The organism is Halomonas sp. AOP7-E1-9, assembly GCF_052376035.1.
Taxonomy (GTDB): domain Bacteria; phylum Pseudomonadota; class Gammaproteobacteria; order Pseudomonadales; family Halomonadaceae; genus Vreelandella; species Vreelandella citrativorans.
The window spans coordinates 23,757-46,692 of record NZ_JBQSVC010000014.1 but is presented as its reverse complement, the minus strand read 5'-3'; the positions used below and the strand labels follow the sequence as shown (position 1 = coordinate 46,692).

Here is a 22,936-nt window from a genome sequence, read left to right as displayed (position 1 = left end):
GTCACGAGGTCACGGGCAGTAATGCGGAAGAGAGAGGAGTCGTTAGGTGAGCTTTTCAATGTTGGGTATGTGATAAACACTTGCCCGGCAAACAGCTGCTGTGCTGCCGCCGGGCAATAGTAATCCTGCTATGTTGCAGGGCTTACTGCAGGGCTTACTTCAGGGCTTTAGTCTTCGAGTACGATTTGGTCGCGCATGCGATCTACGGTTGCTGCGCCGATGCCGCTGACGCGCGTTAAATCATCAATACTTGCAAATTCTCCCTTGGTATCACGCTCTTCGATAATGGCGGTAGCGCGGCTTGGTCCAATGCCGGGAAGCTCGCTCAACAGCTCGGCGTTGGCGGTATTAACATTGATAGGCGCGACGGCTTGAGCCAGTGCGCTACTGGATAATCCCAGACTTAAACTAAGTAACAGGGCGGCAAACAAGCTTTTTAATGTCATGTTCATTACGCGTATTGTTCCTTTTGTCGATAAAGAAAAGTAGCACAACCGGGCACTGTACTAACGAACACTGCATTAGTGGGTGCCTCAATTAACTTAACGCGTTTGCTACCTGATTGTTGTCAGTGATGTAGGACACTATTTGTAGGAGTTTCGCTTGTACGGGTTAGTAAATTGCTTACAAACGGTTTGTGTTGGGCTGATATAATGCTTAAAAATGCGTATGGAGTAGTGTTGTGTCTGAATCCCCGTTGATTATCGCGCTTGATTACCCGTCACTTGACGCCGCCTTGTGCATGGCGGACCAGCTAGACCCCGCCCGGTGTCGTTTAAAAGTAGGTAAAGAGCTTTATACCCGCAGCGGCCCGGCTATCCTTGAAGCGCTGCATGGGCGCGGGTTCGACGTGTTCCTTGACCTCAAGTTTCATGATATTCCCAATACGGTGGCGGGGGCTGTTCAGGCCGCAGCAGAGCAAGGCGTCTGGATGGTGAATGTGCACGCCAGCGGTGGCCGCAAGATGATGGAGGCAGCCGCCGAGCGTTTGGTTAGCCAAGGTTTAGACACGCACCTTATCGCTGTGACCGTATTAACCAGCCTCCAGGAAAGCGACCTGTGTGAAGTGGGGTTAAACGTTTCGCCCGCCGAACAGGTGGAGCGCTTGGCGCAGTTGACCCAACAAAGCGGCCTGCACGGCGTTGTATGTTCAGCCCAAGAGGCGTCACATTTAAAGGCCGTGTGTGGTGAGTCGTTTTTAAAAGTAACGCCCGGTATTCGGCCGAGTTTTGCCGCCGTTAACGATCAGCAGCGTATTATGACGCCGAGCGAAGCGATGCAGGCAGGGAGTACACATTTGGTGATAGGGCGGCCTGTTACTCAGGCGTCTGACCCCATGGCGGCGCTGGCGGCTATCGAAGCAGAGCTTCAGTAGCACGATATGTGTGCGGGTTTGTTTACTCGCCCTCTACGCCGGTAATCGGCTTGGTAGTGCCCCAGCGGCGGCAGCTGGGGCATTGCCAGGCAAGGGCATCACTCGTAAAACCACAGCGCCTGCATTGATGGCGTGGACGATCTTTTAAAAGCGCATCCGTGTGGTATTTCAGCAGTGATAAGCGAGTGTCCGGCGCCGCTCTTCCACTTAGCTTCTGGCTTTCGACATACAGATCCAGCAGATAGTCCAACCCGCCAAGGCTCGGCGCATCACGTAGCCAGTTTCCGGTTAACTCAATGGCGGTATCCACGCCATCCCGCTGGTGAATAAGCTCGCCAAGCATCACGATAACGCTGGTGTAAGGTGCCTGGCCCAGTAGACGGTATAAGTGCTTCTCCAGACCTGCTATATCGTCGTTACGCGCATAGGCCCGCTGAAGGGTTGGCAGCATGGTTGGGATATGCGCGGCATCCTGCTCAGGAATATGGTCAAGACGTTCTATCGCGCGGCCATAGTGGCCGTTATCCATTTCAAGATCCGCCAACAGTAGTGTGGCGCGAATGCAGCGTTCATCCAGCAGTAAGGCTTTTTTTAGATGCTTTTTCGCGAGCGCACGGCTGGACTGTTGGATCTCTTCTATGGCCAGCTCGCATAGCCAGTGTGACGCTGGGCGCCGCATACCTGGGTGCTGCTTTAGCAGGGGTTGGATTACCTCTAAAGCAGTTTGCCACTCCTTTTCGCGCTCCAGAAGATCCACCAGTAGCTGCTTGGCCGCATAGCGGCGATCATCGTCGGTGGATTGCTCAAGCAGCGAGTGCAGCAGTCTCTGGGCACGGTCATGAACACCTAGCGCTATAAAATCGCGCGCAAGCTCAAGCTGGATGCGCTCGTTGGTGCCATGCGATAGGGCCGGGCGTGCAAGCAGGTTTTGGTGAATACTGACGGCTTTGTCTGCCTCGCCACGTGTGCGAAAGAGCTTACCCAGCGCGATATGGGTATCTACCGTATCGCTATTAACATCAAGTGCACTGATAAACGTGTTAATGGCTTCATCGGGTTGCTCATTCAGCAGGTAATTTAACCCAACGAAATATTCGCGCGACAGTTGAGAAGGCGGCGCTGTTGGCGCTCGCCGGTGGCGCTGGGCAGCGTATCGAATGCCTAGCCCGAAGCCTATGGCAATCGCTACCAATAGTAGCCCTAGCAGCATGACATCATGCATTTACGCTAGTTCCTTAAACTCCTGGGTGCGTAAACGATCAAGCTCTTTGCGCTGCTGTTTGTTATGGCGCTCGCTGCGTGCAAGACGTGCTTTCAATCGTACGTATACCCCCATCATTGCGAGCATGCCGAGTATGACGCCAAACGTTAATGTCGCCAGCAGCCATACCGAGAGTGTGATGGGGGGGAGTTCAACCCAGATCAGATTCAAGGCAATGGTTTGCTGATTGTTGACGGCAAACAAGATGCCTACCAGTAAAACAACCAGCAAAATAATGGCGAGAATCAGCCCTTTAATCCAACGCATGAGAGTTTCCTAGTCAGTGACGTTCGCAGTATGACCCTATTGTGTATGAGTCTTGGCGCGACGTCATCCCACAGTCACAGATTATCAAAGTATGGCGGCTTCGGGATCTGTGTTAGTAACCCAGCGCACGGCTGGCATCTACCTGTTCGCGCAGCTCTTTGCCGGGCTTAAAGTGCGGTACATATTTACCGTCCAGCTCGACCGGGTCGCCCGTTTTGGGGTTGCGGCCAGTACGCGGCTCACGGAAATGCAGTGAGAAACTGCCAAAGCCACGTATTTCCACACGACCGCCGCTGGAAAGAGCGTCCGTCATATCGTCCAGTATAATACGTACCGCCGTCTCGACTTCTTTGGCGGATAGCTCCGGTTGACGCATCGCGATTTGTTCGATTAGTTCAGATTTTGTCATCGGTTGGCTCCCTGTAAACGGTGAAGGCTGCCGTTAATAATAGCGGCTGACCTTGATAACCTCGAATTCAGCATACTGTGCAAATTGATATTAAACAATTCAGATAAAACAAGGTACTAGACTGAATAACAGCATAGGCGAAGCTTGGCGCTGGCGCGACCCTTTAGCTTAGGTATACTGACGCTTCATTTTTACCAATGAAAGAGGCTGACCTTGAACGACGATACATCCCCAGCAGCCGTGCTACGTAAGCGACTCTACTGGCATTCGCGTCGCGGTATGTGGGAGCTTGATCTGTTGCTGATCCCGTTTTTAGAAAAACGCTTTGACACACTTAGCGAAGAGGAGCAGTTGATTTATCAGCGCCTAATTGAAGAAGAAGACCAGGACTTGTTTGTTTGGCTCATGCACCGTGAATGGCCTGAAGACCCAGCGTTAAAGCATATGGTGAAAATGATCGTTGAGCATGCAGAAAACACCGATAATTCTGCCTATCGTACCCTCTAAAACGGCAGGCCTGCTTCACTCGGGTTTGGCGATGGGGCTGTGTTCGTTGAGCTACTGGGTATTGGGGCTTTGGGTAGGCAGCGGCATTACCTTTGTCATCAGCCTTTTGCTATGGCGTACTCTGCATAGGCAAGTCCATGGCGTGCTTTATCTAAGCAAGCGTGATACGGCTATTTATGGCCGTTGGCGAAAGCCCTATGGAGAGCTGAGCGATGAAGTGGTGGTTCGCTGTGATTACCTGGGGCCTTGGTTGGTGGGCTTGTGGGTGGGGCCACAGCGGCTCTGGCTGTGGCCCGATAGTTTCTCTCGTCATCATCACCGTTTGTTGCGCCGTTTATACCACCGTGCCGGGCATTAAATCCGCCAGCGTTAAACAAGAAACCGCAGGGGCGGGAAGGTGAGATGGCCAATCCATAGAGTAATGTAACCCGCGTGATTCATGCCGTTTCGATGCAGCGATAACGGTTAGTTGAGCCAGCCTGATTGTTTGACGTAACTGCATGTACTCAGGTTGAAACTGGCCGGCTCCTAAGCGTTCCAAACGCTTATCCAATAACGCCAACTGCTCATGGGCGGCAGCTAATCCTGAGTTGCTGCGTACAATCGACACCTGTTGGCTCATCGTGGTTCGTAGCTCGTGGCGCCATTGAGCCAGTAGGTCCTGCTCTTCAACGCTTAATAACCGGGCGGACGGTGGTAGGGGCGTAATGGGCGGCGTGTGCCATTCGTTGAGATGTTGTTCTCGAAGTGCGCTTGCACAGCTACGCGCATACACCAGGCACTCCAATAGTGAGTTGCTGGCCATGCGGTTGGCACCATGTAGGCCGGTACAGGCAGCTTCACCGACTGCATAAAGCCCCGGTATGCCTGTCGCGCCCTGATGATCGGTGGCAATGCCCCCGCAGCTATAATGGGCGGCGGGGACGACAGGGATGGGTTGTTGGGTGATATCAACCCCGCGCGAGGCGCAGTGTGCCAAAATGGTTGGGAAGTGGTGGTGAATAGCTTTTTCACCAAGGTGGCGGATATCCAGCCATACGTGCCCTTGGGTGCCTTGCTGAATTTGAGCATCGATGGCTCGCGCAACAACGTCCCTGGGAGCAAGTTCTGCGCGAGGATCAATGGCTGGCATAAACCGCTCACCGGCTTCATTGAGCAAGTAACCACCTTCGCCACGTACCGCTTCGCTAATTAAAAACGCGGGGCCGTCAGGATCATACAGGCTGGTCGGGTGAAACTGCTGAAACTCCAGATTCATTAATCGCGCACCAAGCTCCGCAGCCATCATCATGCCTTCGCCGCTGCCTGGGGTCGGCGTTGTGGTATAGCGATAAAGGCCGCTAGCGCCACCGGTGGCTAGCGTGGTGTAAGTCGCGGTGAGTGTTTGCCGTTGTCGCTCTGTATCGACGCCATAGGCACCCGTGCAGTGCCCGTGGCTGTTTTGGAGTAATCCTAAAATAGTGATATCGCGGCGTAGGGTAATATTGGCATGCGCGGCGACTTTGTCTTGCAGGGTATCTACCACAGCGCGCCCCGTGGCGTCGTCGGCATGAATAATACGCCGGGCGTTATGGCCGCCTTCACGGGTCAGGTGATACGGATAGCAAGCGTCAGGGGCGGGGTCCGGGGTGAAATATACCCCTCGATCAATTAACCATTGGATAGCAGCCGGACCGTGGGTAACTGTGAAGCGTACGGCCTGCTCATCACATAAGCCGTCACCAGCGACAAGTGTGTCACGAACATGCGCTTCCAGGTTGTCTTCAGGGGAGAGCACCGCTGCAATACCACCCTGGGCCCATCGGCTGGCGCCTTTGTCATTGTGGGCCGGGTTTACCAGCGTCACCGACAGTTTGTCGGCAATATCCAGGGCGAGGGTTAACCCGGCGACGCCGCCGCCAATAATTAATACATCGGTTGTTGGCGTGCTCATGCGGCCCGCTCCTTATTTTTGCTATCTGGCGCTATGGCGCATAAAAGGTAAGCGTATAGCGTAGTCATTAGTCGTTGACGATGTATAGACGCAAAAAAATCCGCGTCGATCAAAATGATCTCGCAGATAATAAAGTCATAGGGGGAGATAAAAACAATGGTGCCCGGAGCCGGACTTGAACCGGCACGGAGTTACCTCCGAGAGATTTTAAGTCTCTTGCGTCTACCAATTTCGCCATCCGGGCAGTGCAATTGGTGTATCGTTGCACTTAACACAAAAGTGGAGGCTGGAGTCGGAATCGAACCGGCGTACACGGAGTTGCAGTCCGCTGCATAACCACTCTGCCATCCAGCCTAAAGAGTCGATGGAGCGGGAAAAGAGATTCGAACTCTCGACCCTCGCCTTGGCAAGGCGATGCTCTACCACTGAGCTATTCCCGCTCGACTCGAGGGCGAATTATACGCATCGTTGAGCGGTTGTCAATCATCAATGATGCAAACATCCCCTTCGAGGAATCAACTGCTTACATGGAGCGGCTAAGGTGCGGCCAGGCAGCCTTTAAATATTGGATCATGGACCAAAGCGTTAAGGCCGCAGCGACGTACAGCACTACCACACCCAGTAGGGCGATCTCGTGTGTGGGCGGCAGCGCCAAAAGGATCAGCAGGGCCACCATCTGGAGCGTGGTTTTAAGCTTGCCTATCCAGGAAACCGCGACCAAACCCCGCTTGCCCATTTCTGCCATCCATTCGCGCAGGGCCGATATGACGATTTCACGGCCAATAATGACAAGCGCAGGCAAGGTCAGAATGAGTGTGTCGTAGCGCTCAATCAGCAGCGCGAGTGCCACAACGACCATTAGTTTGTCGGCCACTGGGTCTAAGAAAGCGCCAAAGGGTGTTGACTGATTCCAGCGGCGGGCCAAATAGCCATCTAGCCAATCGGTCATCGAGGCTAGCGCAAAAAGGCCAGCCGCCAGCGGCATGCTCCAATTAAAAGGCAAGTAGAACAGCACAACGAGCAAGGGAATAAAGGCAACTCTTGCCAGTGTAAGTACGTTGGGTATATTCATCGCGACTGGCGATCCTTACCGGAGAGTCATTAAATTCGAAATGTAGTAAAGGCTATTCTATCCGCCTTAGCGACTAGCATCTATGCCCAATGGTGGTTTATCCATTCAGGGCCAAATAAATACTCTCTGCAAGTGCGGCGCTAATGCCAGGGACTCTTGCCAGCTCGGCGCGGCTCGCTTTCTGCACACCTTGCAATCCGCCAAAAAAACGTAACAACTCACGGCGCCGTTTAGGACCAATGCCGGGAATGTCTTGCAGAGTAGAAGTGCGCCTGGCCTTGTCGCGCTGGGCTCGGTGGCCTGCAATTGCAAAACGGTGCGATTCATCCCGGATATGCTGAATTAAGTGCAGAGCAGGGGACGCGGGATCCAAGGGAAGTGGGTTATCCGATGTTTCCAAAAAGAGTGTCTCAAGCCCGGCTTTGCGTGTGGTGCCTTTGGCAACGCCTAGCAAAATGATCGTGGTAATGCCGAGTTGGTTGAGCACCTCTCGGGCCATATTAAGCTGACCTTTGCCGCCATCGACAATCAAAATATCCGGGGCGATGGCTTCGCCGCTTTCTACGCGTTTCAGCCTTCGCGTCAGCGCTTGCTGCATGGCGGCGTAATCATCGCCCGCCGCCACGCCTTCTATGCGGAAATGGCGATAGTCGCTCTTGCGCGGTCCTTGATGGTCAAAGACCACGCAGGAGGCCACGGTGGCTTCACCCTGGCTATGGCTGATATCGAAACACTCAAGCCGTTCGGGCATGGATTCAAGGCCCAGTGCTTTCTGAAGCGCTGCAAAGCGTTGGGTGAGCTGCGTATGGTTCGCCAATTGAGACGCTAACTGCTGCTCAGCATTGGTCATCGCCAGTTGCTGCCACTGGGCGCGATGCCCGCGTACCTGGCTTGTCACACGAATACGCTTGCCCGCTTGCTGTGTGAGCGCCTCGGCAATCAGGTCGCTGTCATCCAGCGCATGGCTGGTAATGACTTCACTGGGCACGTTATGCGGCTGGCCAAAATAGTACTGGCTCACCACCTCGGTCAGTAGGGTTTCTGGGGAAAGGTCTAGACCGTTTTTGGGCGCATGGTGGCGGGCGCCGAGCATGCGCCCATCGCGAACGCTTAACACCGAAACGCCTAGCGCGCCTGGCCGTTGGGCGAGCGCGAAAATATCGGCATCGCCGTTCTGGTTATCGACAAACTGGCGCTGCTGTAGCTGGCGTAATTGCTGTATCTGGTCACGGAAGCGGGCAGCCTCCTCAAAATCCAGGTCTTGGCTGGCGGCTTCCATCGCCTCGGTCAGCGCTTGGGTTACGTGCTCACTTTTGCCTTCCAGACACATAACGGCGTGTTCAACGTCGCGGCGGTAATCCTCTTCTGCAATGTAGTCTACGCAAGGAGCGCTACAGCGCTGGATTTGATGCTGTAGGCACGGACGAGAGCGATGGGCAAAAACACTGTCTTCGCAGTTGCGAATGCGGAAGATTTTTTGCATGAGTGACAGGCTTTCGCGTACCGCGCCGCTGCTGGGATAGGGGCCCAAATAGCGGCCGTCGTCACGCCGTTGACGTGCGCGTTTATATTCAAGTCTGGGATAGTTGTGGCGGTCGGTGACGAAGATAAACGGGTAGGACTTATCATCCCGTAATAAAATATTGTAGGGTGGGCGAAGCTCCTTGATCAGGGTTTGCTCAAGGAGCAGTGCCTCGGTTTCGCTGCGGGTTACGGTGATTTGAATATCCGCAATCCGTGCCACCATCGCCTGCGTTTTAGTGTTCAGCTGGCCACGAAAATAGCTGGCAAGGCGGGCTTTTAAGCGTTTCGCTTTGCCTACATAGAGCGTATCGCTGTGTTCATCAAGCATACGGTAAACGCCGGGGGAGGTGCTTACCGAGCTTAAAAACTGTTTTGCATTAAATGTCATTGCACCGTATCGAACGCCGAGGAGTGGCTAAGGATGTTAGGTTTATCCCTGACTGGCGTCAAAGCCATCCACTAGCCCATGACGTAGTGCCAGGTGTGTCAGTTCGACATCGGTGGCCACCTGAAGTTTATCAAATAGCCGATAGCGGTATGTATTCACGGTTTTGGGACTCAAATGCAAGCGGTCAGAAATATCCTGAACGCGCTGACAGTTGACGATCATTAATGCAATTTGTAGCTCGCGATGGGAGAGATGGCTAAACGGGTTGTCTTCGTTAGTAAAGTGAGACAAGGCCAAGCGCTGGGCTATCTCTTGGCTGACGTAGCGACGACCATGAAATACCTGGCGGATCGCATCGGTCATTTCTGTTGCGCCGGCGCCCTTGCTTAAAAACCCTGATGCGCCAGCCTCCAACATGCGGCGTAGTACGCTGTCTTCCATGTGCGCCGTTAAGATCAGTACCTTGATATCTTCCATCGTACGATGGATGCGGCGCGTTGCTTCCAGCCCGCCTATCCCCGGCATGCGTATGTCCATCAGGACAATGTCCGGTTTTAAATGACGGCACTGGGTGACTGCGCTTTCGCCATCGTCGACCTCACCGACAATTTTGATATCGCTCTCTTCATTTAGCAGATGAGCAATACTGGTTCTTACCAGATGATGATCATCGGCGATTAGAACGTTGATCAAGGGGGCTGGCTCCTGCGTGGAAACATAGTGGGCTCAGAAGGTAGCCTCTGACGCTGACCCATAGAGTGCCACAGCTGACTATAAAGTAGAATTAGCAAATGCGTATTTGAATGGGTTCTTGACCTTGGTCCGGTTTCATAATAGCATGCGCCTCGCTTAGTCCGTAAGGGCGACGGCATTGGGGCCTTAGCTCAGCTGGGAGAGCGCAACACTGGCAGTGTTGAGGTCAGCGGTTCGATCCCGCTAGGCTCCACCAGAATTAATCGAAAAAGCCTCGCTATTCATAGCGAGGCTTTTTCGTATGTGTGTATCAATGGCTCTTGGGTGATAGTTGCCTAAAACTCGCCATCTGATGCAAAACATCAATATCAATAGCCACCAAACAGGGTTCTTTGGTGGCTATTGATGCGGGTTTATTCGCTAACCTGGCCAAGCAGTAAAAACTCGATTAACGCCTTTTGCGCGTGCAAGCGGTTTCCAGCTTCTTGCCACACCACTGCGCGGGGGTCATCAAGCAGCGTATGGCTGATCTCTTCGCCACGGTGTGCAGGCAGACAGTGTAAGAACAGTACATCGCTTTGCGCCTGATCCAGCATGGTTTCTGTGACCTGGAAGCCGGAAAAATCCGCTTCACGCTTGGCCTGCTCTTCCTCTTGACCCATGGACGCCCAAACATCGGTGGTCACCAGGTCTACGCCCTGAATGGCTGCCTGCGGGTCGTGCATTAGTGTGACATGATCCCCAGCGGCCTCCATGATGTCGGCGCGTGGTTCGTAGCCTTTCGGGCAGCAAATGCGAAGATGGAAATCAAACTGGCGCGCCGCGTTAATCCACGAGTGACACATGTTGTTGCCGTCGCCAATCCAGACGGCGGTGCGGCCCTTAACGCTTCCGCGTAGCTCGGTCCAGGTCATCACATCGGCCAGTAGCTGGCAGGGGTGATAGTCATCGCTTAACGCGTTAATGACGGGAACGCTGCTGGCGCTGGCATAGGTTTCAAGGCCCGCATGAGAGAAGGTGCGGATCATAACGGCATCGACCATCTCGGAAAGCACGCGAGCGGTGTCTTCGATTGGCTCGCCGCGCCCTAACTGAGTGTCGCGCGGAGATAAGAACAGCGCGTGCCCGCCAAATTGCGCCATGCCGGTTTCAAACGATACGCGTGTACGTGTAGACGATTTTTCAAAGATCATCGCCAGTGTGCGGTTCGCCAGCGGCGTATACTCCGGCCCGTTGGCTTTAAGATCTGTTTTAATTTTGATGGCACGCTGAATCAAATAACTCAGTTCATCGGGCGTCAAATCCAGCAGGGTAAGGAAATGGCGTGTCGCCATGATTGCTTCTCTCCGCGTAAAAACACCATCCTAGCGAGGCGGCGGGGGATGCGCAACGCGAACGGCACGCGTAGAATGGCGTCCAAAGATTAAGGCCGAGTGGCGCACTCAGGTATTTAGCAAGGCGTTTAACCTGAGTGAATCACGGTTTATTTCGTGCGTATACTCACCTTGTCGTTTGGTTCTTTACTTAATGGAGTACTCACATGAGCACCACAGCCGAAAATATTCAGCGTCAAATCAGTGAAAACCCGATCCTTATTTACATGAAGGGCTCGCCTCAACTGCCTCAGTGTGGCTTCTCGGCGCAGACGGTTCAGGCGCTGATGAGCTGCGGTGAGCGCTTTGCGTTCGTTAATATTTTGGATAACCCGGATATTCGTGCTGAGCTGCCTAAAATCGCTAATTGGCCTACCTTCCCGCAGCTATGGGTTGAAGGTGAATTGGTCGGTGGCTGCGATATCGTCATTGAAATGCATCAAAACGGCGAACTCGAAAAGCTGGTTAAAGAAGCTGCTCAGCGGGCGGGTGCTGAAGACGGTGCAGATAACGCCTAACGATAACGCCCGAGTTGCCCGCTCGGGCGGTTGGCGGGCTGCGGCGTAGCCGCTAGAATGGCGTTTTATCACGCATTGTGGCACCTGCTGTTATTGAAAGATGCATCATCAGGACAGCCCGCCGAAGGAAGTATTGCTCAATGAGCTATCAGGTTCTGGCCCGCAAGTGGCGACCACGTACATTCCACGAACTCGTGGGCCAGGCCCATGTTCAGCGCGCCCTGGTCAATGCGCTTGACCAAGGGCGTCTTCACCACGCCTATTTATTTACCGGCACCCGCGGTGTCGGCAAAACCACGCTTGCACGCATATTAGCCAAGTGTTTGAACTGTACGGCTAACGGACGCGGCGATGAGGGCATTACCTCAACACCGTGTGGTCAGTGCGATAGCTGCATAGCCATTGATGAAGGGCGTTTTGTCGACTTGATCGAAGTCGACGCGGCTTCGCGCACCAAGGTGGAAGATACCCGCGAATTACTGGATAACGTTCAGTACGCGCCCACCCAGGGTCGTTACAAGGTGTACCTGATTGATGAGGTGCACATGCTTTCAACCAGCAGCTTTAACGCGCTATTGAAAACGCTGGAAGAGCCGCCTCCCCACGTTAAATTTCTGCTTGCCACTACTGATCCGCAAAAGCTGCCTGCAACGGTGCTGTCGCGCTGCCTGCAGTTCACGCTTAAACACATGCCGCCGGAGCGAGTCGTTGAGCATCTGACCTACGTGTTGGGTGAAGAGGGTGTGGCATTTGATGAAAGCGCGTTATGGCTATTAGGCAAAGCAGCCGAAGGCTCAATGCGCGATGCCATGAGCCTGACCGACCAGGCGATTGCCTTTGGGCAGGGCACGGTCCGCCATGTCGATGTAGCGGCGATGCTGGGAACGCTGGACCACCGGCATATTTTAGCGCTGGTAAGCGCGCTGGCGGATGTGGATGTGCAGCAACTGCTGGCTGAAGTAGCACAGCTGGCAGAACAGGGCCCGGATTTTGCCGCCGTACTAGACGAACTGTCGGCTATTTTGCACCGTCTGGCTGTTGCTCAGATGGTACCGGACGCCGTCGATAACAGTCATGGTGATCGAGAGGCTATTTTACAGCTTGCCAGCCGCTTTACCGCTGAAGATATTCAGCTCTACTACCAGATAGGGCTTCAAGGCCGAGGCGATATGGCACACGCGCCTGACTTGCGCAGTGCGCTGGAAATGACACTGCTGCGCATGCTCGCGTTCCGGCCGCAGGGCGTGCCCAAGCCGCCCCGCACGCCGCTACCGCTGCGTGCTGAGCCAACAGGGTCAGGGGGCAGCCAAAGTGTGGGGCAGGGCGCAGCGCCAGCCAGTACGGCGGCTAAGCCACCTGCCGCAGCCTCGGTCAGCAATTATGTTCAACCAGCGCCCGAAACGTCTGCCGCGTCTGCGGTTAGCTCTCTACCCGATGCCACTTTACCTGGGGCTGGGCATCAGCCAAAGGCAGACATAGACCATATAGATACGCCGCAAGCAGAGCTCGAAAAAAAACATGGCCAGCAGCCAGCGTCTGATGCACGCGTTGAAGGGGAAGATCCTGGCGAGAGTCCCGATATACACATGGGCTCAACGGGCTATAAAACAGACGATAACGAGGCAGCTGCCGCGGATAGCCCAATGCCGCCGCCATGGTCACTTGATGAGGTGGAGCAAGCCGAAGCACATGAAAGCGGCCAAGCGGAAGCGCCTTCGCCAAGTGTTCGCAAAGCCCCCGCTTCAGAGACCGTGTTGGCTTCAGCGCCGGTATCAACCTCTGAGTCAGAAGCCGTGCCAGCCCCTGAGCAGACAGCGCCCATCGCTGACGTCGGCAATGAAGTGCTGGACCATGCAAAATGGCTGCTATGCTTTGATTCTCTAGGCTTGGGCGGCTTAACGCGCAGTTTGGCGGCGAATTGTCTGCTGGAGAGCGACGATGGCAATACGTTGATGCTGCGCCTGGATCCAAGCCAAGCGGCCATGCAGGCAGATGTCCATAAAACGCGCATCGAGCGCGCATTAAGTGAACAAGGGCTGCCGCGCCGGGTAGAGTTCATGGTGGCCGAACTCTCGACGGACAGTGAGACACCGCGTCAGCGCGAAGAGCGGTTGAATCAAGAGCAGCATGCGCAGGCTGTTGATCTCTTGAACCACGATCCCAATATACAGAAGTTACAGCAGGCGTTTGGTGCGACGCTGATAGAATCAACCGTCAAGCCCGCGGCCGCCAAGCGTTAGCATTGCACCGGATACTCGTTTTTTAACAACCCCGTCTTTAATTAGCCAGGAGAGCACACCATGTTGAAAGGTGGAATGGGCAACTTGATGAAGCAAGCCCAAGAGATGCAGGAAAAAATGCAGCGCATTCAGGAAGAAGCCGCTCAGTCAGAAGTATACGGTGAAGCCGGCGCAGGCATGGTTAAAGTCACCATGAACGGACGCCATGACGTGAGTCAGGTCAGCATCGATCCAAGCGTAATGGAAGAAGATAAAGAGCTGCTTGAAGATCTTTTAGCCGCCGCGGTGAATGATGCTGTACGTAAAGTTGAAACAAACTCTAAAGCTCGGATGGAAGAAGCAACGGCTGGATTGAACCTGCCGCCTGGTTTCAAGATGCCGTTCTAAGTAATGCGATTTTCTCCTCTTATTGAACAACTGATGGATGCGTTTCGTGTGTTGCCAGGGGTTGGGCCGAAGACGGCCCAGCGTATGGCAATGCATTTGCTTGAGCGTGAGCGGGCAGGCGGTCAGCGTCTTGCTTCGGTCATTCAAAAAGCGATTGACGAGGTCGGCTACTGTCAGCGCTGTCGCACGCTGACCGAAGCTGATATTTGCGCGATATGCGAAACGCCTCGCCGCGACGATGCCTTATTGTGTGTGGTTGAGTCACCCGCTGATCAGCTGGCGATTGAGGAAGCGGGTGGCTTTCAGGGCCGCTATTTTGTGCTTCATGGGCACTTGTCGCCTTTGGATGGTATCGGTCCTGACGCGATTGGGCTTGAGCAGTTGGAAACGCGTGTAGCAGAAGGCCATATCGAAGAAATTGTACTGGCGACCAACCCAACCGTCGAAGGTGAAGCAACCGCGCACTATATCGCCGCTCAATTGGCCCACTACGGCGTGAAGTTTTCACGTTTAGCTTATGGTGTGCCTATGGGTGGTGAGCTTGAGTATGTCGATGGCGGTACCTTAAGCCGTGCGTTTAATGGCCGACAGCCCTTTACCAGCGATTAACCCATCAACATTGCAAGCGCAATCGCGGTTGTAGCAACCTGGAAGTATGCTTTGTCTTCTCTAGCCTCCCCCGTATACCAGTGGATTGACAGCCCCGAGGCGCTTGACGCGGCCTGCGCACAAGTGGCCAACGCCCCTGTCATCGCGCTGGATACAGAGTTTTTCCGTGAAAACACGTTTTTCCCCGTCCCTGCATTAATTCAATTTGCTGCCGGGGACGTTGCGTACTTGGTTGACCCGCTGGCCACGTCCTGCACGCCTGACTTTCGGCAGTTACTGCAAAATAGCGCCATTAAACTGCTGCATGCGTGTAGTGAAGATTTAGAAGTTTTTCAGCATTGGGCCGGGGTGTTACCAACGCCATTGGTGGATACGCAGGTTGCTCAAGGGTTTCTCGGTGAAGTGCCCTCGATGGGGTATCAAAAGCTGGTGGAGTTTTGGATAGGCGAAACGCTGCCCAAAGAGGAGACGCGCTCCAACTGGCTAGAGCGGCCTTTGACGCCCTCTCAGTGTGACTATGCGGCGTTGGATGTTATTTACCTGCTTCAAGTATGGGCGCATCAGGCTGAACGACTGGAAGGGTTAGGCCGCGGCCAATGGCTGCATGAAGAGTGTGCCAGTTTGATCGAACAGGCCGGGCGCAGCGTTGAAGCGGATGGCCAGTGGTACGCCCGTCACCGTCAGCTATGGCGGCTTGATCCGCGCCAATTAGAGGCTTATCGGCTGATGACCATTTGGCGGGAAGGCGAAACACGGCGGCGTAATTTGCCGCGCAATTGGCTTATTAGTGACAAGTTGCTGTTTGCAGCTGCTGACGCCATGCCGAAAAATCGCTATGAGTTGGCCGAGGTGGAAGGCTTTAAGCCAGCGTTGGTCAAAAAAGAGGGCGACACGCTATTGGCAATGGTTAAAAAGGCCCAGCACTGCGACGAAAATGAGCTGTTGGCGCGCTGGCCGGACCCGATGCAGCCCGCCTTTAAACAACGTTTCAAAGCCCTAAAATCCGTTATTAACACGAAAGCGGCCGGGCTTGGCATGGCGTCTGAAGTGTTGATGCGCCGCCGTGATATTGAGGCGTTGGTCATGCAGGACATGGCAAGCCAGCCGTTAACTCTGCCACAAGGATGGCGGGGCGAATGTTTGGCCGATGAGCTTGAGCAGGCATTAAAGGAGTTGTCTAAATGAGTGACAAGCTGCTTTGTGAGATTTTTAAAAGCTCGCGAAAAGATGAAATGTATTTATACGTTGATAAGCGCAAAGGGCTCACGCCCGTTCCTGAGGCGCTGCTCGCAACGTTTGGAAAGCCCGTCGCGGTATTCACCATGATTCTCACCGCCGATAAAAAACTGGCCCGAGTAAATGTGGATGACGTTATAGCCGCTATTGATGAGCAGGGCTTTTATCTGCAGATGCCGCCTGCAAAAGAGGATTACTTGCTTGATGTACATCGCGCGCAATTAAACGCGCGCGATGCGGCGCAGTAGCCGCTACCGTGAATTTCCTGGCCCATGCCTGGCTTGCCTGTGAAGGGAGTGATGATTTTCTTTACGGCAACCTGATTGCCGATGGTGTTAAAGGTAGCCATCTGGGTGATTGGCCAGCGGATGTCGCGAGCGGCATACAGCATCACCGTAAAGTGGATGCCTGGGTCGACCAGCATCCAAGCGTGCTAAATGCGAAACATCGGGCGCCTGCAGATAAGCGACGCTACGCTGGTATTGCGCTGGATATTGTGTGGGATCATTTTTTAGCGCGAGATAAGGCCGGCTTGCTTGAGCAGCAGCAAATGGTAGAGCGCTGTTATCGCCTGTTGTCAGCGAGACCGGCGCCCAATCGGCTGGAGGCGATGATGCCCTTTATGATCAAGCACGATTGGCTAAGAAATTACGCCGATTTTGATTTTACCTGCAAGGCAGTTGCGGGTCTTGGTCAGCGCTTGTCAGGACCAAATCGGCTTGCTGAACTCATCCCTTGGCTGCAAAGCGACTATCGTTTACTGGAAGCGGATTATCATTCGCTATGGCCAGCGTTAAGCGCCACGTTAAGCAGCGATGGGGCTGTAAATTACGCGTATAACCCGCAAGAGGAGTAAGGATGGAAACCGGAATGCGCGAGCGCTTTTGGGAGCGTTACACGCTGGAAGAGCTTACCCCGCAAGAGTGGGAGGCACTTTGCGATGGCTGCGGGCAGTGTTGCCTGTTAAAGCTACATGATGATGAAACGCAGGAGCTGGCTGTCTTGAACGTCGCCTGCCGCCTGCTGGATATTCAAAGCTGCCAATGCAGTGATTACCCGAATCGCTTTGATAGTGTGCCTGACTGCACCCAACTGACGCCTGCACTGGTAAAAGAGTTTACCTGGCTGCCCGCTTCGTGCGCGTATCGCCGAGTATCCGAAGGGCGGAAGTTAGCTGGCTGGCATCCGCTGCTGAGTAATGATGCCGAGCGCGTGCACCGTAAAGGCATCAGCGTGCGTAGCTTTGCGGTCTCTCAGGATGATGTGCCTGAACGAGAACTTGAATCCCACATTATTGCTGTACTGCCCATGTAAGTAACCATCCTGCAAGTGGCAGCCCCAGCCCTCTCCTTTTTGACGACATTAAGCCGGTCCACACAAATATCCAGCCTGACGTGATCGTTAGGCGACGGGCTTGTGCTTGGCTATATTTCTTAAGGCAAGCATTATGCCTTTGAACAAGGATGGTTGAGCTGCTCCGTTTTTAGCCGCTGTGTTTTTAGCTGCTCTGTTTTTATTCGGCTTGGCGGACGGTTGCTTAAGCGGCATGTCCCAAATGGTTGGGAAGTGGTCCTGGTGCTTCATTGCTTGCTCCAATAGTAAAGGCAAAAGTATTCGACTAAAGTTGAGTATGAAGCAAAATGGTTTTTGTGGAAAGTATTTTCAAAAAAATAAAAGGCAGCACGAAGGCTGCCTAACGATGGGAGGTTTAAAGCAGTGGGCTGCTTAGATGGCGCTATCCTTGAAATCGGCGGCTAACCCCAATGCCCAAAGGATAAACGCGTCCTGCCTAGCGGTATCTTGCCACGCTTTAAATCGGCCGGATGCACCGCCATGCCCGCTGCTCATATCGGTATGCATCAAAACAGGGGCGCTGCCTAGCTGCTGTTGGGTGACTTGCGCGTAATATTTGGCAGGCTCCCAGTAGCTCACCCGTGTATCAAACCAACTGCCTTCAATCCAAAGCGCGGGATACTCTTGGGCCGTTATATTGTCCATGGGCGAGTAGTGACGAATGCGTTCGGCCACTTCGGGTGTTTCGGGGTTTCCCCATTCGCTGTACTCAGCGGTGGTTAGGGGAAGTTCGGGGTTTTGCATCGTGCGTAAGACATCCAAAAACGGCACATCAAGCACAGCGGCACAAAAAGCCTTGGGAGCACGATTAACACACGTGCCGACCAATAAACCGCCAGCGCTGGCGCCGTAAGCGACTACTCGCGCAGGGTCACTTACTCCGCACTCCACCAGCGCATCCCGCGCGGCCAGAAAGTCGTTAAAGCTATTCTCTTTGTGCGCCATTTTACCCTGCAAGTACCAGGGTTCACCCCGCTCGCCACCGCCGCGCACATGGGCAACTGCAAACGCGGCGCCGCGTTCAAGCAACTCCAGGCGGGCAATAGAAAACCACGGGTCAAGCGCTTCCCCGTAAGCACCGTAGCCATAAAGTAGCGTGGGTAATGGCTCGCCGACCAGGTCCGCACGCATTACGATAGAGATCGGTACTTGCTCGCCATCTGCGCTGGTGGCCCATATTCGGCGGCTTACCAACTGCTCCGGTGTTAAACCACCATAAACGGGAACGCGCTTAAGGAGTGTTCGCTCGCCACTGGCAAGATCAAGCGCAAACCAGCTGGGGGGCTGTGTAAAAGACTCCTCGCGTAAGCGTAATTCCTGGGTGTCAAAGTGCGGCGCATCTTCAAGTGATTGGGAACAGGGTTGCTCTGGCAGGCTAAGGTAGTCGTCAACCAGGCGATGATGCTGTGCATCCAACACCCAGCGACGCAGCACTACCTGCGCTTGGGTATGGTCGCGCTCTGCGATAATCAGTCCCCAGGAAAACGCGTCAATACCTTCCAGTGTGGTGTCATCGCGCGGCGCGATAATTGGCTGCCAGCGTGCTTCAGGGTTACCCAAGGCAGGTTCGTCCAGGAAGTCGAGCTGAAAATGCGCGCTTGTCTGGTTATGGACGCGGTAAAAGGTGCCTGGCCGGTGATCAATCGTGTACTCAACGCCGGATTGACGGGGCTGCACACAGAGTGGCACGGCCGATGGCTGATGCGCGGGCAGTGCGTAAATCTCGTTGGTATCTTTCGAGCCGCTTTCGATCAGTAACCACTGGCGCGAGCGGGTTTTGCCAATGCCCAGCCAAAATTCAGGGTCCTTTTCACGCAGCACCAGAGTAGGCGCTGAGTGCTGTGCAGGTGCGCTAAAAGGGAGCGATACTTGCCAAATGCTGTCAGGGCGTTGGGTTGCATCAAATCGAGTAAAAAAGAGGGTTGCCGAGCTTGCTGTCTGGTCTTCAGCCCAACATAAGCCCGCGCCAATATCGCTGAGTAGAGAGACAGGCTCGCCGCTGGGCAGCGATTTTATCCAAAGTGTGTAGCGCTCGTCTCCTTGTGTGTCCTCTGTCCAGGCGAGCCACTGCTCGTCAGGAGAGAGTGCCATATCGCCCATGTCATAAAATTCTTCATCCGCAGCACGGGCTTGAACATCAAAAAAACATTCACGCTGTGCCGGTTGCCCGTTTGGGAAACGCCACCAGCGAGGGTAATCATCGTCGGCGCCGGTCTCGCTCCAGAACGTAAAGTGGTCAAGCGCTGTCTCAAGGCTGGTGACGGCAAGCTCACGGCGCGCAAGATGGCTTTTATAGAGCGTTTCGGCCAGCGGAGCCAGCGGTGCAAACCATTGGGCCTGCTGCTGGTTGGCGGCTTCTAAAAATGCGCTAACATCAGGCGAATCTCGTGCTTCCAACCAGTGCCATTTGGGATCATTAGCGCGATAATAGCGCGCGACGGGTGAGCCTGCGAGCGTGTCTGGCTGTGCTTTCATAAATTGATAGGTACCATAGCGGGAAATTAACGTCGGGTGCATGCACCCACATGAGGGGTATTATGCTGTTTACAGGTTCAATGTCACAGCTGTGGCTAAGTTATTACGGTATTTCGCTGCTGGTCGTCATTGCCATCTATTTTGCGGTGGCGTTTCTACCGCGTTTGCCGCGCCTGGTGGTGACGTGGGGAATGGCGGGCGCCATGTGGACGCCAGCGATGTTTCGTCTACCGCTAGTAGAAGAGGGTGAGTTCTATACCGGTTGGGCGCCTGCGGCGATGGTGGCCGCGGTTGGTTTTCTTGAGCATAACGTTAATGCGCTGCGTGGCAGCCTGTTGTGCCTGGTCGCTGGGATTGCTATCGGCGCAGCGATAGGCATTGCTCTCTGGTGGTGGCGTCGGCCGCCAAGTGCGCCGCCCGCCAAGCGCGTGAAACAGGAGGAAGCTGAAGACCCACAGCCTACGCGTCGCCGCGAACCGGTTATTGGTTAATGCAGATAATGAAAAGCGGAAGGAGGCGCTGTTATGTGTGAGCTGTTGGGGATGAGCGCTAATGTCCCGACCGATATCTGCTTTAGTTTTTCAGGCTTTTTACATCGTGGTGGCGGCACTGGGCCGCACCGCGACGGGTGGGGTATCGCTTTTTATGAAGAGGGCGGGTATCGCGAGTTTCGTGACCCGCATCCTTCTGTCAACTCGCCCATCGCACGGCTAATCTGCGATTACCCGATTAAATCAAACGTAGTGATTAGCCATATCCGCCAGGCAAACGTTGGCGGTGTGCGCCTGGCGAATACTCACCCTTTTACGCGTGAAATGTGGGGCCGCCCTTGGTGCTATGCGCACAATGGCCAGCTAAGCGAATGGCAGCACTTACCGTTGGGGGTGTACACGCCGGTTGGCAATACCGATAGCGAACATGCTTTTTGTTGGCTAATGGGTCAACTGCGAGACGCTTTTCCAACGGCCCCGGCATCTCCCGAACCCTTGCGGGAGACGCTGCACGCGCGATGTGAACAGCTACGTGCTCTGGGCGTGTTTAACTTGTTGCTGTCCGATGGTCAGTATCTCTATACCTACTGCTCGACGAAGCTTGCGCATATTACCCGGCGAGCACCCTTTGGTGATGCCGAGCTTTCTGATGCCGAACTTACGGTTAATTTTGCCGAGCACACGACACCCAATGATGTGGTTTCTGTTATAGCCACCGAGCCGCTAACCCACAATGAAGCCTGGTGCACCATGGTGCCCGGCGAGCTTTTAGTGTGGCGTGAAGGAGAAATCGAGGCGCGTTATTGTCCATAAGGGCTTGTCCATAAGAACTGTCCATAAGAACTGTCTATTACGCTACATTGTTACGTAGACATTTAGAAAAGATGGGAGGAAGGTTAGGAGGAAAGTTAAGAGTTCGGCCCTTTATCGGCTAAAGTTGAAACACAAGTTTCAATCGATCGTTTTACAGCATGTCTGGGGTCGTATATCGTTGGTCCTCTTGCCTCGCGACAATAACAAGGTCGGTTATAACATCGACATGGATAGCGGAGATTGCCCATGAGCGAACACGCCACAGCGCCTATTTTACGCGGCCCAGCGCTTGAAGGGTTGGATAAGTACGACTCTGTCACAGATGTTTTTCACGCGGCTGTAAGCCGGTATCAGCAAAAGCCTGCTTTTAGCTGCATGGGCAAAACGCTTACTTTTGCTGATCTTGACCGTCTCTCAGCAGACTTTGCCGCTTGGCTTCAGCACGAGACTGATTTGAAGCCGGGCGACCGGATCGCCATTCAACTGCCCAATGTCTTGCAGTTCCCTGTGGCGGTGTTTGGTGCCATGCGGGCAGGTCTGGTCGTGGTAAATACCAATCCGCTTTATACCGAGCGGGAGATGACCCACCAGTTTAAGGATTCAGGCGCCAAGGCTGTGTTGATATTAGCTAATATGGCTAAAAAGCTTGAAAACGTCGTTGATAAAACCGATATCAAATATGTGCTGGTCACCGAGCTGGGAGACCTGCACGGCCTGCCCAAGCGGTGGTTGATTAATGCGGTCGTGAAGCATGTGAAAAAGATGGTGCCTGCCTACTCGCTGCCCACCGCGTTAAGCTTTCGTGATGTTTTGAAAAAGGGCGCTTCTTTAAATCACACTGAGGTAAGCCGAGCGCAGGATGATTTGGCCGCGCTGCAGTACACCGGCGGCACAACCGGCCTGCCAAAAGGGGCGATGCTAACCCACCGTAACTTGATTGCTAATATGCTGCAGGCGCGTGCCGCTATTGGTACGCATCTAAACGCGGGCGAGGAGTTAGTAATAGCTCCGCTGCCGGTTTATCACATCTACACCTTTACAGTTAACTGCCTGTTTTTAATGGAGTCAGGCAATCATTCGCTGCTGATTACCAACCCCCGTGATCTGGATAGCTTTATAAAAGAGCTTAAAGGGCTAAAGTTCACAGCGTTTATTGGCTTAAATACGCTGTTCAATGCGCTGTGTAATCGTGACGACTTTAAGCAGCTCGATTTTTCCCATCTAAAGCTGACTATTTCTGGTGGTATGGCGCTCACCAAGGCAGCCGCCCTGCGTTGGGAGCAAACGACGGGTTGCCCAGTTGCTGAGGGGTATGGGTTGACAGAAACCTCGCCAATTGTGAGCTTTAACCCAACCGATGATATTCAGTTGGGTACGATCGGTAAGCCCGTTGCAGGCACCTCGGTAAAAGTAGTGGATGCTAATGGCAATGATGTGGCTCTGGGCGAGCCGGGCGAGCTTTGCGTGCAGGGCCCTCAAGTGATGAAGGGATACTGGCAGCGAGACGATGAAACCCGTAACTCCATCGATGAGGGTGGCTGGTTTCATACCGGTGATATCGCTGTGCTTCAGGACGACGGCTACATCCGCATCGTTGACCGTAAGAAGGATATGATTCTGGTGTCGGGCTTTAACGTCTACCCCAATGAGGTGGAAGACGTGGTCGCCGCTCATCCGGATATTATCGAAGCGGCGGTAGTCGGTGTGCCGGATGACGACGCAGGTGAAGTCATCAAGCTGTTTGTCGTCTCCAAAAACAGTCAGTTGGATGCCGAAACGCTGCGTAGCTGGTGCAAAAAAGAGTTAACCGGCTATAAAGTGCCCAGGTTTATCGAGTTTCGTGATGAACTGCCCAAAACCAATGTGGGCAAAGTATTGCGCCGTGAACTGCGCGATGAAAACGAGCCTGCGGCCAGTGAGGCAGATAGTTAGAGGAGACGTCTATAGTGACGAAAATAGATAACGCACTGATGAGCGATTACGCCACTGGTTAGGCGTCGCGTTGGTGAAAG

General features: G+C 54.0%; 25 protein-coding genes and 4 tRNA genes. 15 read left to right on the top strand and 14 right to left on the bottom strand.

What is annotated here, in order from left to right; translation table 11 throughout:
- Positions 1-167 precede the first annotated feature (167 nt).
- The gene (locus ACT3R4_RS09845) at positions 168-452 is read right to left on the bottom strand and encodes a ComEA family DNA-binding protein (protein WP_172117079.1); all 285 of its coding nucleotides are present in this window, start codon (positions 450-452) and stop codon (positions 168-170) included.
- Positions 453-682: 230 nt separating this feature from the next.
- Between ACT3R4_RS09845 and pyrF the strand changes: the two genes are divergently transcribed.
- The gene (pyrF, locus tag ACT3R4_RS09840) at positions 683-1,375 is read left to right on the top strand and encodes an orotidine-5'-phosphate decarboxylase (protein ID WP_441678769.1); all 693 of its coding nucleotides are present in this window, start codon (positions 683-685) and stop codon (positions 1,373-1,375) included.
- Between the two features lie 22 nt (positions 1,376-1,397).
- Here the strand turns inward: pyrF and lapB are convergent, their stop codons facing one another.
- The 3 genes from lapB to ACT3R4_RS09825 form a co-directional block, all read right to left on the bottom strand.
- The gene (lapB, locus tag ACT3R4_RS09835; protein WP_441678767.1) at positions 1,398-2,597 is read right to left on the bottom strand and encodes a lipopolysaccharide assembly protein LapB; all 1,200 of its coding nucleotides are present in this window, start codon (positions 2,595-2,597) and stop codon (positions 1,398-1,400) included.
- A complete protein-coding gene (locus tag ACT3R4_RS09830) occupies positions 2,598-2,903 on the bottom strand; it encodes a lipopolysaccharide assembly protein LapA domain-containing protein (protein WP_087106669.1) in 306 nt (101 codons plus the stop codon).
- A 112-nt stretch (positions 2,904-3,015) separates the two neighbouring features.
- Positions 3,016-3,312 (bottom strand): integration host factor subunit beta, encoded by a 297-nt coding sequence (locus ACT3R4_RS09825; RefSeq protein WP_172117076.1) that lies wholly within the window; start codon positions 3,310-3,312, stop codon positions 3,016-3,018.
- Positions 3,313-3,525: 213 nt separating this feature from the next.
- Between ACT3R4_RS09825 and ACT3R4_RS09820 the strand changes: the two genes are divergently transcribed.
- Together ACT3R4_RS09820 and ACT3R4_RS09815 are read left to right on the top strand one after the other, a co-directional pair.
- Positions 3,526-3,819 carry an FAD assembly factor SdhE gene (locus tag ACT3R4_RS09820; RefSeq protein WP_441678765.1) on the top strand — a complete coding sequence of 98 codons (294 nt, stop codon included), beginning with the start codon at positions 3,526-3,528 and terminating at the stop codon, positions 3,817-3,819.
- Entirely contained in the window at positions 3,779-4,177 is a 399-nt protein-coding gene (locus tag ACT3R4_RS09815) for a hypothetical protein (protein WP_226912177.1), read from the top strand. The genes ACT3R4_RS09820 and ACT3R4_RS09815 overlap by 41 nt, the downstream gene beginning before the upstream one ends.
- On the opposite strand, the gene nadB is transcribed toward ACT3R4_RS09815, so the two are convergent.
- The 7 genes from nadB to uvrY form a co-directional block, all read right to left on the bottom strand.
- Positions 4,154-5,752 carry an L-aspartate oxidase gene (nadB, locus tag ACT3R4_RS09810; RefSeq protein WP_441678763.1) on the bottom strand — a complete coding sequence of 533 codons (1,599 nt, stop codon included), beginning with the start codon at positions 5,750-5,752 and terminating at the stop codon, positions 4,154-4,156. The genes ACT3R4_RS09815 and nadB overlap by 24 nt on opposite strands.
- A gap of 157 nt (positions 5,753-5,909) precedes the next feature.
- Positions 5,910-5,996 (bottom strand) — tRNA-Leu (locus ACT3R4_RS09805).
- 36 nt (positions 5,997-6,032) lie between these two features.
- Positions 6,033-6,106 (bottom strand) — tRNA-Cys (locus ACT3R4_RS09800).
- 11 nt (positions 6,107-6,117) lie between these two features.
- Positions 6,118-6,192, bottom strand: a tRNA-Gly gene (locus tag ACT3R4_RS09795).
- 83 nt (positions 6,193-6,275) lie between these two features.
- Entirely contained in the window at positions 6,276-6,824 is a 549-nt protein-coding gene (gene pgsA, locus ACT3R4_RS09790; RefSeq protein ID WP_087106661.1) for a CDP-diacylglycerol--glycerol-3-phosphate 3-phosphatidyltransferase, read from the bottom strand.
- A 97-nt stretch (positions 6,825-6,921) separates the two neighbouring features.
- Positions 6,922-8,736, bottom strand: coding sequence for an excinuclease ABC subunit UvrC (uvrC, locus tag ACT3R4_RS09785; RefSeq protein WP_441678761.1), 1,815 nt, complete (start codon positions 8,734-8,736; stop codon positions 6,922-6,924).
- 42 nt (positions 8,737-8,778) lie between these two features.
- Complete coding sequence (gene uvrY / locus ACT3R4_RS09780; RefSeq protein ID WP_087106657.1) at positions 8,779-9,429, bottom strand: UvrY/SirA/GacA family response regulator transcription factor; 651 nt, start codon at positions 9,427-9,429, stop codon at positions 8,779-8,781.
- Positions 9,430-9,609: 180 nt separating this feature from the next.
- Here uvrY and ACT3R4_RS09775 point away from each other — a divergent pair.
- Positions 9,610-9,685 (top strand) — tRNA-Ala (locus ACT3R4_RS09775).
- Positions 9,686-9,842: 157 nt separating this feature from the next.
- Here the strand turns inward: ACT3R4_RS09775 and argF are convergent.
- A complete protein-coding gene (argF, locus tag ACT3R4_RS09770; protein ID WP_441678759.1) occupies positions 9,843-10,763 on the bottom strand; it encodes an ornithine carbamoyltransferase in 921 nt (306 codons plus the stop codon).
- A 206-nt stretch (positions 10,764-10,969) separates the two neighbouring features.
- On the opposite strand from argF, the gene grxD reads away from it, so the two are divergent.
- The 8 genes from grxD (at position 10,970) to ACT3R4_RS09730 (ending at position 17,106) form a co-directional block, all read left to right on the top strand.
- Complete coding sequence (gene grxD, locus ACT3R4_RS09765) at positions 10,970-11,320, top strand: Grx4 family monothiol glutaredoxin (protein ID WP_087106653.1); 351 nt, start codon at positions 10,970-10,972, stop codon at positions 11,318-11,320.
- A 140-nt stretch (positions 11,321-11,460) separates the two neighbouring features.
- On the top strand, positions 11,461-13,560 hold the full coding sequence (gene dnaX, locus ACT3R4_RS09760) for a DNA polymerase III subunit gamma/tau (RefSeq protein WP_441678757.1): 2,100 nt from the start codon (positions 11,461-11,463) through the stop codon (positions 13,558-13,560).
- 60 nt (positions 13,561-13,620) lie between these two features.
- Positions 13,621-13,947, top strand: coding sequence for a YbaB/EbfC family nucleoid-associated protein (locus ACT3R4_RS09755; RefSeq protein ID WP_172117069.1), 327 nt, complete (start codon positions 13,621-13,623; stop codon positions 13,945-13,947).
- Between the two features lie 3 nt (positions 13,948-13,950).
- Positions 13,951-14,556 carry a recombination mediator RecR gene (recR, locus tag ACT3R4_RS09750; RefSeq protein ID WP_172117068.1) on the top strand — a complete coding sequence of 202 codons (606 nt, stop codon included), beginning with the start codon at positions 13,951-13,953 and terminating at the stop codon, positions 14,554-14,556.
- A gap of 51 nt (positions 14,557-14,607) precedes the next feature.
- Complete coding sequence (rnd, locus tag ACT3R4_RS09745) at positions 14,608-15,741, top strand: ribonuclease D (protein WP_441678755.1); 1,134 nt, start codon at positions 14,608-14,610, stop codon at positions 15,739-15,741.
- Positions 15,738-16,040: a YcgL domain-containing protein gene (locus tag ACT3R4_RS09740; RefSeq protein WP_193057112.1), complete on the top strand. Its 303-nt coding sequence runs from the start codon at positions 15,738-15,740 to the stop codon at positions 16,038-16,040. Before rnd ends, ACT3R4_RS09740 begins: the two co-directional genes overlap by 4 nt.
- Before the next feature lie 8 nt (positions 16,041-16,048).
- Complete coding sequence (locus ACT3R4_RS09735; RefSeq protein WP_441678753.1) at positions 16,049-16,648, top strand: acyl carrier protein phosphodiesterase; 600 nt, start codon at positions 16,049-16,051, stop codon at positions 16,646-16,648.
- A gap of 2 nt (positions 16,649-16,650) precedes the next feature.
- Positions 16,651-17,106, top strand: a complete 456-nt coding sequence (locus ACT3R4_RS09730; protein WP_172117064.1) for a YcgN family cysteine cluster protein — start codon at positions 16,651-16,653, stop codon at positions 17,104-17,106.
- Between the two features lie 87 nt (positions 17,107-17,193).
- Here ACT3R4_RS09730 and ACT3R4_RS09725 read toward each other — a convergent pair whose 3' ends face one another.
- The gene (locus tag ACT3R4_RS09725) at positions 17,194-17,376 is read right to left on the bottom strand and encodes a hypothetical protein (RefSeq protein WP_441678751.1); all 183 of its coding nucleotides are present in this window, start codon (positions 17,374-17,376) and stop codon (positions 17,194-17,196) included.
- Positions 17,377-17,517: 141 nt separating this feature from the next.
- Positions 17,518-19,620: a S9 family peptidase gene (locus tag ACT3R4_RS09720; protein ID WP_441678814.1), complete on the bottom strand. Its 2,103-nt coding sequence runs from the start codon at positions 19,618-19,620 to the stop codon at positions 17,518-17,520.
- Between the two features lie 62 nt (positions 19,621-19,682).
- On the opposite strand from ACT3R4_RS09720, the gene ACT3R4_RS09715 reads away from it, so the two are divergent.
- The 3 genes from ACT3R4_RS09715 (at position 19,683) to ACT3R4_RS09705 (ending at position 22,856) form a co-directional block, all read left to right on the top strand.
- Positions 19,683-20,111 (top strand): hypothetical protein, encoded by a 429-nt coding sequence (locus tag ACT3R4_RS09715; protein ID WP_172117063.1) that lies wholly within the window; start codon positions 19,683-19,685, stop codon positions 20,109-20,111.
- A gap of 33 nt (positions 20,112-20,144) precedes the next feature.
- The gene (locus ACT3R4_RS09710; RefSeq protein WP_441678749.1) at positions 20,145-20,924 is read left to right on the top strand and encodes a class II glutamine amidotransferase; all 780 of its coding nucleotides are present in this window, start codon (positions 20,145-20,147) and stop codon (positions 20,922-20,924) included.
- Between the two features lie 246 nt (positions 20,925-21,170).
- Positions 21,171-22,856, top strand: a complete 1,686-nt coding sequence (locus ACT3R4_RS09705; protein ID WP_441678747.1) for an AMP-binding protein — start codon at positions 21,171-21,173, stop codon at positions 22,854-22,856.
- Positions 22,857-22,936: the final 80 nt, after the last annotated feature.